The 13,397-nt window shown below is 36.4% G+C and carries 12 protein-coding genes and 2 pseudogenes (1 of these 14 cut by a window edge); 3 read left to right on the top strand and 11 right to left on the bottom strand.

Features of this window, described 5'->3' with window-relative positions:
* Window positions 1-78 precede the first annotated feature (78 nt).
* Complete coding sequence (locus tag CLV95_RS03470; protein WP_002732939.1) at window positions 79-843, top strand: hypothetical protein; 765 nt, start codon at window positions 79-81, stop codon at window positions 841-843.
* Window positions 844-1,553: 710 nt separating this feature from the next.
* Window positions 1,554-2,531: a sensor domain-containing diguanylate cyclase gene (locus CLV95_RS03465; RefSeq protein ID WP_002723191.1), complete on the top strand. Its 978-nt coding sequence runs from the start codon at window positions 1,554-1,556 to the stop codon at window positions 2,529-2,531.
* 229 nt (window positions 2,532-2,760) lie between these two features.
* Here the strand turns inward: CLV95_RS03465 and murB are convergent, their stop codons facing one another.
* Window positions 2,761-3,717, bottom strand: coding sequence for a UDP-N-acetylmuramate dehydrogenase (gene murB, locus CLV95_RS03460; RefSeq protein ID WP_002732917.1), 957 nt, complete (start codon window positions 3,715-3,717; stop codon window positions 2,761-2,763).
* Window positions 3,718-3,813: 96 nt separating this feature from the next.
* Between murB and CLV95_RS19610 the strand changes: the two genes are divergently transcribed.
* Window positions 3,814-3,939: a hypothetical protein gene (locus CLV95_RS19610; RefSeq protein ID WP_002723202.1), complete on the top strand. Its 126-nt coding sequence runs from the start codon at window positions 3,814-3,816 to the stop codon at window positions 3,937-3,939.
* On the opposite strand, the pseudogene CLV95_RS20015 reads toward CLV95_RS19610, so the two are convergent.
* From CLV95_RS20015 to CLV95_RS03410, 10 genes and pseudogenes are all read right to left on the bottom strand, one after another.
* Window positions 3,929-4,111: pseudogene (locus CLV95_RS20015) on the bottom strand (hypothetical protein); the annotation flags it as partial. The gene CLV95_RS19610 and the pseudogene CLV95_RS20015 overlap by 11 nt on opposite strands.
* 162 nt (window positions 4,112-4,273) lie before the next feature.
* Window positions 4,274-4,534: a hypothetical protein gene (locus CLV95_RS19720; protein ID WP_002723153.1), complete on the bottom strand. Its 261-nt coding sequence runs from the start codon at window positions 4,532-4,534 to the stop codon at window positions 4,274-4,276.
* 172 nt (window positions 4,535-4,706) lie between these two features.
* A complete protein-coding gene (locus CLV95_RS03445) occupies window positions 4,707-5,219 on the bottom strand; it encodes a VOC family protein (RefSeq protein ID WP_002732943.1) in 513 nt (170 codons plus the stop codon).
* 192 nt (window positions 5,220-5,411) lie between these two features.
* A pseudogene (locus CLV95_RS03440) lies at window positions 5,412-5,593 on the bottom strand (HigA family addiction module antitoxin); the annotation flags it as partial.
* Between the two features lie 57 nt (window positions 5,594-5,650).
* Window positions 5,651-5,881, bottom strand: a complete 231-nt coding sequence (locus CLV95_RS03435) for a type II toxin-antitoxin system RelE/ParE family toxin (protein WP_042716849.1) — start codon at window positions 5,879-5,881, stop codon at window positions 5,651-5,653.
* Between the two features lie 197 nt (window positions 5,882-6,078).
* Window positions 6,079-8,127, bottom strand: a complete 2,049-nt coding sequence (locus tag CLV95_RS03430) for an AAA family ATPase (RefSeq protein ID WP_002732915.1) — start codon at window positions 8,125-8,127, stop codon at window positions 6,079-6,081.
* A gap of 117 nt (window positions 8,128-8,244) precedes the next feature.
* Window positions 8,245-8,931 (bottom strand): phosphopantothenoylcysteine decarboxylase domain-containing protein, encoded by a 687-nt coding sequence (locus tag CLV95_RS03425; RefSeq protein WP_002725753.1) that lies wholly within the window; start codon window positions 8,929-8,931, stop codon window positions 8,245-8,247.
* Between the two features lie 16 nt (window positions 8,932-8,947).
* Window positions 8,948-9,490 carry a phosphopantothenoylcysteine decarboxylase gene (locus tag CLV95_RS03420; protein WP_002725754.1) on the bottom strand — a complete coding sequence of 181 codons (543 nt, stop codon included), beginning with the start codon at window positions 9,488-9,490 and terminating at the stop codon, window positions 8,948-8,950.
* A gap of 19 nt (window positions 9,491-9,509) precedes the next feature.
* Entirely contained in the window at window positions 9,510-10,844 is a 1,335-nt protein-coding gene (locus CLV95_RS03415) for a hemolysin family protein (protein ID WP_002732923.1), read from the bottom strand.
* A gap of 226 nt (window positions 10,845-11,070) precedes the next feature.
* Window positions 11,071-13,397 carry the 3' portion of a hypothetical protein gene (locus CLV95_RS03410; RefSeq protein WP_002732911.1) on the bottom strand. 259 nt of this gene lie beyond the right edge of the window, so 2,327 of the gene's 2,586 nt are visible here — the last part of the coding sequence; its start codon lies off the right edge, out of view — the gene reads right to left on this strand; the stop codon is at window positions 11,071-11,073.

Here is a 13,397-nt window from a genome sequence, read left to right as displayed (position 1 = left end):
ATAGACGTGTTGTGTACGTAGATTTTATGGTAGATTTTGAATTTAGATTCGATTTCTTCAAAACCGATATTATATATTATGGAGCCGTTCAAACCTAAACCTTTACTGAATAAGTCGGAACTACGACAAATCAAAAAATCTAGAACGAGGGTTGAGGGCAAAAAAGTAATCACGGACGATGTTAAGAAATTAAAGTCCTTAAACGTAACTCCCGATCTTCCCAAAGGGGAACTCGTTCATTATTATAAAGAACCGATTTGGATCGAATATTATATTCCCCGAGAATCCAGATTCGCTTACGAAGTGAAATATTTGTTCGTAAAGTTAATCGATCCGATTCCAAGACCCGCAGACGCGATTTTAAAAGATGCAATTTCCAAAGGAGAATTTGTAGACGTTTTAGACGTGATGTTTCGTTATCCGGAAAAAGAAACTCTAATTCGAAACAGTTATATAAATACCTTTTCTTTTTTGGAATCGATATCAGCCAATTACAAACAGTACTTAAAAACAAACGACCCCTACGATTTGAGGATTCCTTTATTTCATACGGAAGCCTTGATGAAATGGGAACCTACGGTCGCTACTCTGGAATTTTTGGGGCCTTACACAATTTATAATCTTAACTGGCTGATTCGAAAACTTAACGAAGCAGAAGAGGAATTTTCACTTGAAGACGAAACGATTTCCGTGTTGATTAAACGAAGAAACGAATATTGGGAAGAAAATTCGCTCCCGACCGATGAAGATTTTGAATTGTTTGCTGCATTATTTTATGAACAGGCTTTTCCGCACAGAGGTTCTGAATTCGAAGATGGTCTACTTTTAAAAGAGACCGATTAGGAAAACTTTAATTTTGAACTTGTCCCAAAATCTTAGAATGTAAGAACTCTTTTTGATTCTACTACGACGAAGATTGTTTGTTTCATAAGTTTAAACTTTATGTTCTTATGTAAAAAATTGTGGAAAGGTTTGACACAAGATACTTAGGAAATTAAGGACTTATGAAATTGAACGTGTTGCAAGGATGAATGCGACTTGGTTTTCGGCCTGACGGAAGGGTGATCGATAAAATTTTTATCGATTTATTGTACTTAAATTTCAATGTGCAAAGCCTTTGTTTATGAATCGAATCGTTTTAAAAGAGGGAAAGTTCTTCAAAAATCAAACGTCTAAGGACAATTTATTTAAAGCGAAATACAAAATTGACTCAAGTCTATTCCTAAAATAATTCATAAAAGCGTAAAGCGGCGTTAGAATATAGGTGGATAAATTTTGGAATAGACATCTGTATGCTTGGAGATTTCCTCGAAAAAGACGAAGTTTCGTTAAGACAATCTTAGATTTTTAATGAAATAAAATTGAAATAAAATCGGCTGGTTTTTTTTAAAAATATCTTTAATTAATCATAAAAAACTTCTGATTTTGTCTCAAAATGTCGTTTCAAGGAGTAATTTTTTTTGATACATAACGCCTTAATTTCTTAAAATAAAAGTTTGTATTCGAATAAAAAAGTAATGATGACCAATCCGCCGAAAGACCAAGAAACACAAATGACTATAAAAGAGCCAGAGCTGGTAAAGTTATATTCCTCCATTGGGAAAATTATTACGTCTTCCCTGGAACAACAAGAAGTTTTAGATGCCGTCATGGAAGAAGTTCGTTTGTTTTTCAGTCCTGAAAACTGGAGTCTTATGCGATACGATGAGAATTCCGGGGAATTATTCTTCCTAATTGCAGAAGGTCTTGAACTCAATCGTATCAAGAACATTCGGTTGAAGTCTGGAGAAGGAATTGCCGGTTCGGTTGTTCAAACAAAGTTGCCGATTTTCGTGGAGAATGTGAGAAATGACCCGAGATTTTCCAAAAGAGTCGACGAAAAAACCGGCTTTGAAACGAAAACGATCATTGCAGTTCCTATGATTTTCAGGGGACAAGTTTACGGAGTCATCGAATTGGTAAATCGATTTGATGGTTCCTCTTTTACTCCGGAAGATTTAGTCATTCTTCAAACAATTGCAGACTTTACGGCAATTTCTTTGGCGCATTCCAATCAATTCGAAGAAACGAAGGTTCTCGCGTTTCGAGATGCGTTAACGGGAGTATTTAATCGTAATAAGTTGAATCATCTTAAGAATGAATCGTCCGATAGAAGAGTAGAAGACCGTATTGCGTTAGTTGCTCTTCTCGATTTGAATGATTTTAAAATAATCAACGACACCTACGGTCATAAGGTGGGAGATCAAGTCCTTTGTCATTTTGCAAATGTTCTGCGTTATGTTATTCGTGGAACGGATAACATTTTTAGAATCGGAGGGGATGAATTTTTGATTCTTTTTCAAAATGAGAACAAGGAAAAGATCATTCAAACCCGGAAGAGATTTGAGGAAGCGATGTCGATTCTTTTGAGAAAATGTAAAGAGAATAATCCTCCTTTTCATTTTACTTGGGGTATGTCCGTCGGTCCCCTTCAGAAACTGGATGAATTGATTCATGAGGCAGATCTTTCAATGTATTCTTCTAAAGATTAAAATTTTTCCGTAGTAGTCCGAGCTCAAGTTTGCTGTAAAAGAACTAGACAGATTTCCATCGTATGCCCCATTTTTTTCTAAAAAACATGAGTTAACATGAATTTGGCGTAGATAACCTTCTCATCTTTCTGCAAATACAATTTGGGAACTTCTACTTTGGGAAAAAATTTCTTTTTATGCCGAATTCACGTTAATAACAACTTTAAGAGCGTAGCTTCGAAAGGCAACATCACGGTATATCGCCGAAGTATTCGATCTCTCGATTTAAACGAATTCCGGTAGTCTGAAAGACCTTATCTAAAATGAGTTCGACCAGATAGTTCACATCTGCAGCGGTCGCAGCTCCTACATTTACGATGAAATTACAGTGTTCGGGAGAAATCTGAGCCCCACCTTTTATCTTTCCCCTCAAACCGACTTGATCGATCAATTCCCAAGCTTTGATTTCCTTCCCATTCTCCAGAAAAATTTTGGGATTCTTAAAAACAGAACCGGCACTCTTTTTGTTTTCAGGTTGAGAAGAATTTCTTCTATTTCTTTTATCTTTTAACGACGCTTGAATTTCTTCTAAATTTCCTTCTTTGAGAAGAATTTCAATTCCTAAGATGATAGAATCCTTTTCGTTTAAAAATTCAGTAAATCGGTAACCATGTTTGATTTCGGAGGGACTGCGAACAAATATTTCGTTGTTTCTCAAAAATTCAACGGTTTGAATCAAATCAAAAAGTTCTCCTCCATAACAACCCGCATTCTGAATCACCGCTCCACCTGTCCATCCCGGGATTGTACTTAAAAACTCGGCTCCGGTATAACCTAATTGTGAAATTTGTCGAAATGTCGGCGTGGTATTGGTCGCCGATCCGATTCGGAATTTTCCCCCTCCTAAAGATTCAAATTCTTTAAATTTGCCGGACAAACGCAAAGTGACGAAGTTGTCCGGATGATCCGAAATTAAAAGATTCGAACCTCCTCCAAGAATTTTCCAAGGTATTTCTGATTTGTAAAAAATAAAAAGCGTTTCCAAAACCTGGTTTGAATTTTCAGGTTCGACAACCACCGGACAAATTCCGCCGATTTTAAATGAAGATAGAATGTCTAGGCGTACTTCCGATTTAAAAGGTATTTTAGAAGATTCTAAGATTTGTTTCAGAGTTCGGATCTGAAGTTCGGAAAGAGCAAGAGACATAGGAACACTAAACGACGTTCCTCGATTATCTACCACAAGAAAAAGAACTCAAGGAAAATCCGAAATTGGTTCGATCTTGTAGAAAAGAGGTAATTTATGTTTTTTCTTTTATTGGAATCCGTTTATCTCGATTTTGTTTCCGGACGGACCGATTGGGAAACTTATTGCGAATCCGTAATTCTTCTCGCCCAAGATCAAGAAAAATTGGCCGGATTAGTTTAAGAAGCCGTAAAGAAAATCGACAGATGTGATTTTTCTCACCAGTTAGGATTGTTTCCGAATTGGCTAACCTTTAAATTACGAAATGATTGTTTTTTCCTCTCGAAATAAAATTATGGATTTCAGTAATTTTTACCGGCTCGACGGCTTTTAAGACTCTTAGTTTTTCTTTGTATTATGAAAGTAAGCCCTTTTGACGGTAATTTTACATTCTGCTTCTAAGAGCATTGAGTTTACTCTAAGCTCAAAAGTTTTCCACATCGTGATTGATTTATGTAAAGTCGGTTCTTTGGAAGATGATTGACAATAAAACACTTGAGAGCTTGTCCAGAAACCTTCAAAAATTTGTGTGATCGTTTTTTAGGAATTTTGAATCAAACGTGTGAGTTCCTACATTTTGAGGACTGATGACAGTGTCGCTTCCACAGAAGACAGTTTTGGAACAAACTCTGAATCTATACAAACTATCATCGTTAGAAACGATCGAATCAATTTGTGATTTATTTCTTTTTGCTAACTTGACTTTCCCTATTCGGCTTTGCTCCTCTAAATAAGTATAGGAAAGTTTTTTAATTTCCGCTTGGAAACCTGTGGCCAACGAAATAGCTTTTCGACGCTACGTCTCGCACACTGAGTGATAAAGCGAATGTGTCAAAGGCCACAATGAGGATTGCATGAGCGATCCCGAACGAAACGACAAAGTTATCTGAGGCGGAAGCCCGAAGCGAAAGTAGCGTTTTTTCTTGCGAGGGCAAAAAGTAAAAACCGTTTTAGCCGGCTGCAGCCTTAAGTGCGGCGATGTCAATTTTCTGCATCTTCAACATCGCTTGTGTTGCGCGCTCAGCCTTCGCACGATCTTTATGCGATATAAGTTGCAAGAGAATCTTAGGCGTTATCTGCCACCACATGCCGTATTTATCCTGGATCCAGCCGCACATCTTTTCTTTGCCGCCGTCTGCGAGAAGGGCGTTCCAATAATAATCGACTTCTTTTTGTGTTTCTACACTGATCATGAATGAGACGCCCCAGCTGAATTGAAAATCAGGCCCGCCATTGTAGGAAAAAAACCTTTGGCCGTTCAGAATGAAATCGGCTTGCATCGCGTTTGCGCTAAGAACTTTGGATTTCTTGAAGATCGATACATAGAAATTCGCCGCTTCTTCGGGGTTCGCGTTGAACATAAGAAAAGGTGTTATGCTGTGCGACGGAGCGCCCACGAATTTAACTCTCGTTTCATCAGATTTCTGCTTCGGCGGGCTGATTTTTTTCTTTAACTTTGCCATGTTTTTCTCCTTTTTTTAGAGCGATTTGACCGTCTGCGTTACAAATTTTAGACCTGTCCTAAAACTTCAGTTTACTTTGTCGGAAAGATCAAGCTGCAAATCTGTTCCTCGCCAGTTTTTTCCGTAAGAAAAGACTAAAAACTATCTCAAAAATACTTTATCTTTGCTTGAAATTCGGATGCCAACCATTCTAAAGAATTTAGAAAATCTTAAAGCAGTAATCGCAGTAATTTCCCTCTTCCCATGAATTATTTCGCTCACTCGTGTTGGATTTATCTTTGTTTCCTTTGCTAAACGATAGGCAGTTATATTCATTGGAAGTAAAACTTTTCATTTAGGATTTCACCAAGATGAACATTTGGAATTTTTTTCATTTATTATTACTCCTAATGATAATCGACTATTTCGACATCATAAGCATTTAATTCTTTCTATTTAAAACAAAGGCGCCATTGATCATTAATTCTATATTGGCCTAATCTTTTACCTGATAACTTTTCTAAACGATTAGAAGGTGGAATCTTTAAATCCTCAATATTCTTTGATCGTGCTATCATAACTAATTTTCGATACGCAATCTTTTGGATTTGATTAGGTGATTTCTTCGAAAACTCTTGATTCCCAACTTTTTCCGTTTCTGACAACTTGAAAGAGCTAATCACAATTAATATTGCTGGAATTCGATACTATTTTTTAAATTTAACCTTTCTGCATTTTATGTTATTAATCCGAAAGTCTCCTCAATCTGATCTTGAACTCAGAAACTGTTCTCAGAATATCGCCTAACGAACTAGTGGTGAGCGATGCGTTTTACGTTTAGTTAGTCGATATGCGTAATTTTCTAGTTAAGATAATATATTTATTTTGCAATTTTCACATTTGTAATCTCATTATCAATTTTTTCCCAATTTTCTATAATATTTAAAACTAAATCTAAAGTTGCTCGAAAATAAATAAAATTATCCTTTTCATGATTTTTAATATATTCTTTCGCAAATTGTAGTTTCAGTTTATCTTTTTCGATAACAAAACAATTTTGAATATCTGTTGCAATTCCTGGATTGCTATAATATTTTTTTAAATCATCTATATTTTCAATTTTTCTAATAAATCCGTTGTTCTGTATGTTGAAATTTTCTACTACCGCCTTTGGATAAAGTAATTCTATTGTTATATATCCTAAGGTAATTTGTTTTTTATATAATTTAGAATAATTAATATCATTTGGTGGCTTTAATAATAAGCCAATTGAATCTTTATTAATTTGTTTAATGTTTTTTTCCGCTTTATTATTATCATAAGCATTTTTAAATAAATCTAAAAATAAATCATTACCACTTTTATCGTTGTCAAAAATAGATATTATCTTTTTACTATGCCCAAAATTGCTTATAAAAGTTTTTGCATATATTTCTTTAGTTCCGCCTAAGCTAATAAAATTGCATTTATTCCAAATCCCTTGTTCGTACTTATCTCCAAGTTTTCTGCAAGCAGTTTTAAAATGCAAAATATCTGTATATCCTTCAACAAGAATATAGTATGGTTTTCTTGGATCGATAAGATAGCTATTAAATGGACAAGAATCTTCTTCTGCAAGGTAGCCGAAAGCAAGTTTATGAATTATATTCATTTTTTCTTCCTTATGGACCCTTCCTTCTTCCATCCAAAATAAGTTTTCTTCCGGTACGTAAGAAACAGTTGATGGACTATGAGTTGTTAGAATAACTTGTTTTCCATATTTCATGTAGAAAATGTTATACATAATATTAGTATACATAGATGCCATTTGTGGATTAAGAAAGGCATCGAATTCATCGACTAATATGATATCAACACAATCTAATTTAGGAATAGTAAAGAATTTTACTAGTAAAGAAATTATTACTTTTTCTCCAGAAGACAGGTGAGTAAAATCTCTTTTTTCGTTTGTCTCCAAATCAATTAAATATATATCTGCTTCTCCATCTTTAATGGCTTTGTCCCTATCATAATCAATATTGTATTTCAAGTTAAAGTGGTTTTTGTAGGTTTGTCGACATTCATTTAAAATATTATTTATTAACTTGCATGGATGCTCCTTTTTATAAAAATAACTTTCAACTCCTAATTCTAGTTCATGAGCTTCTTCAATTGTTAATATTTCTTGTTCTTTGTATTGTTGAATTTTTTTAATTAAATCTCGCTTACATTTATGGTGTATGACAAATAGTCTAGATAAAGTATCATCCAGGTTTATTTTATTGTTATAATTGGATTTTGGATTATGCACCTTTTGAGTTACGTAATCCAAATACTCAAGAGTAATTTGGATTATTATATAACCAATATTGAATTTTGAATATTTCTTTATCAAATCATTAAGATTAGCTACCATTTCTTCTGCAGAAAGTTGAAATTCTTTATTGAAGAAATTCAAAGCTTCATTTTTCAAAGAAATATTTTTGCCAGAACTTTCTACAGATTTGTCTTCAATATAATTCAAAAAATATCTTGTTAAATTCTCTATAATTTTTGAATCTAAATCACCAATATCTTCTTCAATGGTTATTGTTTTGGAAGTTTGATTAGGGTCTCTATAGTAATTATTTTGTATTTCTTGTACTTTTAATTTTCTAATTGCAGAATACTTTTCTAATCGTGGTTTATATGTAACGTCAATATAATATATGTTTGCGTCTTGATTCTTTTTATAGCTTAATGTAATATTATTCGATTTAACACTATTATAGCCATTACTGGAAATTTCTTCACCTCCATTCAAGGCTTCAAGTAATTGAGTTTTTCCACTTCCATTTAAACCAGTTATTACTGCAAAATCTGGAATATTTTCCCATTTGAAATTTTTTAGAGATTTGTAACCTTTTAGATTTGTTTCAATTGCTATAATTTTGTTCTCTAAATTAATCATTTTGTCCTTTTTCTAAAAATTGCTGTTTCGTAGTTATCCAATCTCATATTATGTTTACTTTACCTTTGAATAATTACTCTTTAAAAGGTATAAGTTTGATTTTAACATAGCGCCTAACTACAAATTTACGAATGTCTTTGAAGTTTCCCTTTTCAAGAACTCAACTATCTTTTCCGAAACAACTTTTTTTGGAAGAGGTCCTATCTCTGCGACTTTTCCAAAAGAAGAATAAATAATCACACTCGTTTCCCCTTCGCCAAAGCCCTTTTCATTTTTCCCGACATAGTTTCCAACGATATAATCCAGATTCTTATTTTTTAACTTGCCGATGGCGTGTTCTTCCAGTGAATTCGTTTCCGCCGCAAAACCTACCAAACAACAACCGTGGATTGTATCTTTCAAAATCTTAGAACTCACGGTCTTCAAAATGTCCGGATTTTTTACAAATTCCAAAAGCAAAGTTTCACGACCGTCCTCTTTTTTGATTTTGGTTTCTTTACTCTCGGCGGGTCGGAAGTCCGCCGGAGCGGCGGCCATAACCAATAGAGTATCGGATTGAATTTCAGAAAGAACGATATCACACATTTCTAAAGTAGTTTCCACGGAAACTCTTTTGATTCCGATGGGACTTTTATATTCTTCTTGAACTAAGCCATGAACGTAAGTAACATTCGAGATCCATTTCCCGATTTCTTCTGCAATGTGAAATCCCATTTTACCCGAAGAAGCGTTTGAAATATATCGAACTGGATCGATCCATTCTCTAGTCGGTCCGGATGTAATGATAGCCTTGGAAAATCCCACTTAAACTTCTCTGTATTTAAGAATTTTTTTGGTGCGCGTCCAGAATTAACTTTTGAATTACAGAAATTTCGGCTAACTTTCCATAACCTTCATCTCCGCAAACGACTACACCTTCGGAAGGATCCGCGAGAATCACTCCGTCGTCCGCTAAACGTTTTAAATTTCTCTGAACCGCCGGATGTGCGTACATAAAAGGATTCATCGCCGGAGCGACGATTACCGGACAAGTTGCCGCAAGATACGCGGAAGTTACGAGATCGTCCGCAATTCCATTTGCCATCTTACCGATGATGTTCGCGGTCGCGGGAACCACTGCGATCACGGAGGCGGAATTTTTTGCATCGATATGAGCCATTCCTTGTTCGTATTCGTCGACTCGAACTTTTTTGCCTGTCATTGCTTCGAACGTAATCGGACCGACAAACTGAGTCGCGTGTGCGGTCATAATCACACCGACAGGGTAACCTTCTTTTGTGAGATTTCGCACAAGTTCGCAGGCTTTATAGGCCGCTATACTTCCTGAAACGGCAACGAGTATTTCTTTTCCGGAATTGGACATAGACATATTATATCCGATTTTATTTCTTAGACTGAACCTTATTGCCTAAGCCGACTCTTGTAAAACGTACAGAAAGAATTTTATTCCCTTCCATTTTCTCGACGGTAAGAGTTCCCGATTGTAAAGTAATCGTAGAACCTTCTTCCGGCATATCTTCTAAACGACCTAAAATAAAACCCGCAATCGTGCGGATGTCCTTGATCTCTTCTTCTTGAACACCTACGAGAATTTCTTTCAGATCGTCCAACTCTGCAGCCCCGTCGATTGTAAAACTATCGGAATGTTGTGTGGGAAATGGATCCGTCTCGTGATCGTCGGTTTCATCGCGAATCTGTCCGAAAATTTCCTCGATGATATCCTCTAAAGTAAGAAGGCCGGAAACTCCGCCGTATTCGTCGATAACGATCGCCATATGCTGTTTGTTTTCTCTGAGTTTTTGCATCACCTTTTCGATCGAAAGACCCTCGGGGACGAAAATTGGAGGTTGCATAATAGCCGTTACTTTTTCCTTTCTTCCTTTTTTGGAATTGGATAACCAAGTAAGATACGTTTGAACGTGAATGATTCCTATGATCTTATCCGTGTTGCCTTCATAAATCGGATATCTCGAAAAATGATGTTCCGCGATGATCGAAATCAAGGAATCCATCATGGTATCGTGCGGAATGCCTATGATACTCAAACGATGAGTCATTACGTCCTTTGCCTGATGTTCTGAAAACTGGAACGTGTTTTGGATGATCTGAAATTCTTCCTGGTCGATCTTCCCCTGTTTATTTTGTTCTTCTATGATAATCATCAATTCTTCGGGGGAGTGCATCATTCTACTCTTATTGGCTTGGATTCCCATCAACCTCAAAAGAAAGGAAGTCAACTCGTTTAAGAAAAAAGTGATCGGATAGAATATATAATAAAAGAAGAATAAAGGAATACTGATAAAAAGAGCGATCGTTTCCGTATTCTGAATTGCGATCGTTTTAGGAAGAAGTTCTCCCAAAAGAATATGAAGAAACGTGATGATCGTGAACGAAATCGTGATCGCCAAACCGTGAATTGTAGCCTCGCTTGAGGAATACCCGAACATTTCTAGAAGAAAAACAAGCCATCTTGAAACGTATCCTTCGCCGACCCAACCTAACAAAAGACTGGCGATTGTGATTCCGACCTGGCAGACGGACAACATATCGTTCAATTTTTGAGCGGCACGTTTTGTGACGAGCGCGAGAGGTTTATTTTCCTTAATCAATTCTTCCAAACGGGATGGACGAATCGAAACCAAAGCGAATTCTGCGGAAACGAAAAATCCATTGGCGAATATAAGTAGTACGATGATAAAAAAGCCGATTAATTCCATTGTGGGAGAATAAAGATCAGATGAAATTTAAAATAGTGTGAATTTAGAATGAACCTTATTTTTGGGTTTGAGGAACGGCAATTGAGTATGTAGAACTGACTACCTTCGGCGTCCATGTGATTTTACTGGATAGGATCTTTGAATTGTCGAAAAATGTCGATCGTTTAAAAGAAAAAACACTCGATTTTATGGGACTAACGTTTTGAAAAAATGCAGCTTCTCGAATTCATTCCATGTGTTTTCGGATTCGAATTCCATGAAACGAGGTACCCGGTTCGTTCGTTTCCTGAGAAAGTTTTTCCACAAGGTTTATGTCCGATTCTGAATTTAAGTTCAAAGATGGAACGTAGTACATTCTATATACTCCGGAATTGATCCAAAAGGAAACCCAATCCAAAAAATCTTCCGATCTTCCTTTCCAGCCGTTTCCGCTCAAAGAATCCCTCGTAAAGATCAGTCGTTGCGGAGTGTTTCTAAAGTCGTAACGCCTGTGTAATCTTGAAAAACGAATCTGTTCCTCGCTGCAACTCCAAGAGTATTCGTTTAAATTTTCGGGAGAATTGTCTTCTACCTTCAAGTTCCAAACCATCATCGAACGATTTCCAACGAGTAACTTATTTCCTTCAAAATGTGTGAAACTTACCTTTTGGAAGTTAGAACTTGATAGTTGGTCCGGGTTTTTACAATCACAGACGTAAATACGTTCTGATTTAATTTTATCGTCCTTTCTACTGAATTTAGTGAACAATCTAAAATCTACGTCCGGAAATTCTTTTTTGAGATAATCGAAAGATTCCATTCCGGAAACGTTTAAGTAAATTTGAATGCTAGTTTTTTTATTCAAGGACTCGATCAAAGATTTTAATACGACTTGAACGGTGAACGAAGAAGCGGATTCGGAAGGAATTTCCTTGAGTTCCAATTCCCGAGAATTACCCCGTTTCCAAAAAATATAAGTTCTTTTATCTCTTACAAATACGCTCAATACGGGTAAACGGGATTTTTTGATCTCCTGATTTCGAAACGGATCAAATTCCTCCAAAAGTCGCATAACCTCCGTTTTGCGGATTTCGGATCGACTCGAACTCAAACGTTCCTTAGGTCCGGGATAAAACCCTCGAAACGAAGAGATTCTTCGACTAGTGTCGATTATGGAAACGAGAGTATTCGGATACGCCGTGTTTCCCATCGCTTCTTTCTGTTCCAAACGAGATAAAAAACCCAGAAGCTCTGTCGTATGTCCGTGAAGAGCATAGTAGTTGATTGCGGCGTTCGTAAATTCCCTCACACCGTAAACGACCGGAAGATAATTCTTCAATTGAAGAAGCATGTCGTCCGGCATTCTGTGGATCGTAATCGCGACCGCTTGGTCTAAAGCGTTTTTCACGGTTCTTAAGGATTTGGATTCTTTATGGGAATAGAATAAACCGGTAAGTCGAATCCATTCTTCCGTATAAACCGGGTCCGCGGTTTTTAAGATTCCGTACGCTTTCGTAAATTCTATGATCGCTTTTCTGAGATCGTTTTTTTTGTAATGAATGAATCCATTCAGTAAGGTGGAGGCATATTCCACTCTTTTCCAACCCTTACTCTGCGCTAAAAAAGTGATTTCCGTCGCCATCTTTCCCGCGACCTCGGGTTCGTCATTCATCAGAATTTGTATGATTCTAAGTCGTGTAAACAAATCGTCTTCGGTTAAATTCTTCGGAGTGGAAACAGATTTGAGAGCATCGACCGCTTTAAAGGAATTTTTCGATCTCCAGATCGCCATCGAAATCAAATCCCTCGCACTATTGATCGAAATCGGTTCCCCTAAAAACGGATTTGAAATCGTGGACGACCATTCTAAAAAATCCAGGTTCAAATAATAATCCAAAGATTTCTTATATTCCTGATTGAGATAAGCAATGGTGCCTAACTTTAGGTACAAGTGATTTTTGTAAGAGGTTCTTAAGTCGGTACGATATTTGAGGATGTAATCCAAAACTTTCTCTGCGGAAATAAAATCCCCTCCGATCAAATAATAGTAAGCAAGTTTCTCATACGAGTAACCGACGACTCTTCCGCTCAAATTTTCGGAAATGATGAGGATCTTTTGGAAGTGAACCGCTTCTCTGGAAAGTCCGAGTTCGGCAAGTTCATCCGCTATGTTGTAGATGATATTACTCAAAAAGGGGATGTATTTTAGTTCGGGATCTTCGAGGAACGGAGCAAGCGTTCGGTTTAGATTCAGATATTCCCTTTGGTATGATTTTGCCTTCGGAGAAAAGTCGGAAAGATATTTTTTCAGACGTAGGGTTTTACAAAGGGAATAATAAACCGCCTTCCTGGAACATTTAAGATTTTCCGGAGATTTCTTTTCGAACACGGCGGATTCGAAACCTTTTGCCAATTCCTTGAGGTAGGAAGACCTTTCGTTTTTGGAAAATTGAATCAGCAAACTGCGGGAAGACTCTTTGGAATTAAAATTCAATTCTTTTAATATTCTTAGAAAAATACCTCCCAAAACAAGTTCGGATTCTGCGTTTGTAATCAGTTTCAATAGGGACTCAT

Origin of the sequence: Leptospira borgpetersenii serovar Javanica (genome assembly GCF_003046425.1) — a bacterium.
GTDB lineage: Bacteria > Spirochaetota > Leptospiria > Leptospirales > Leptospiraceae > Leptospira > Leptospira borgpetersenii.
Note: the sequence above shows the minus strand (reverse complement) of the source record. Positions and strands in the feature narration are given on the sequence as shown.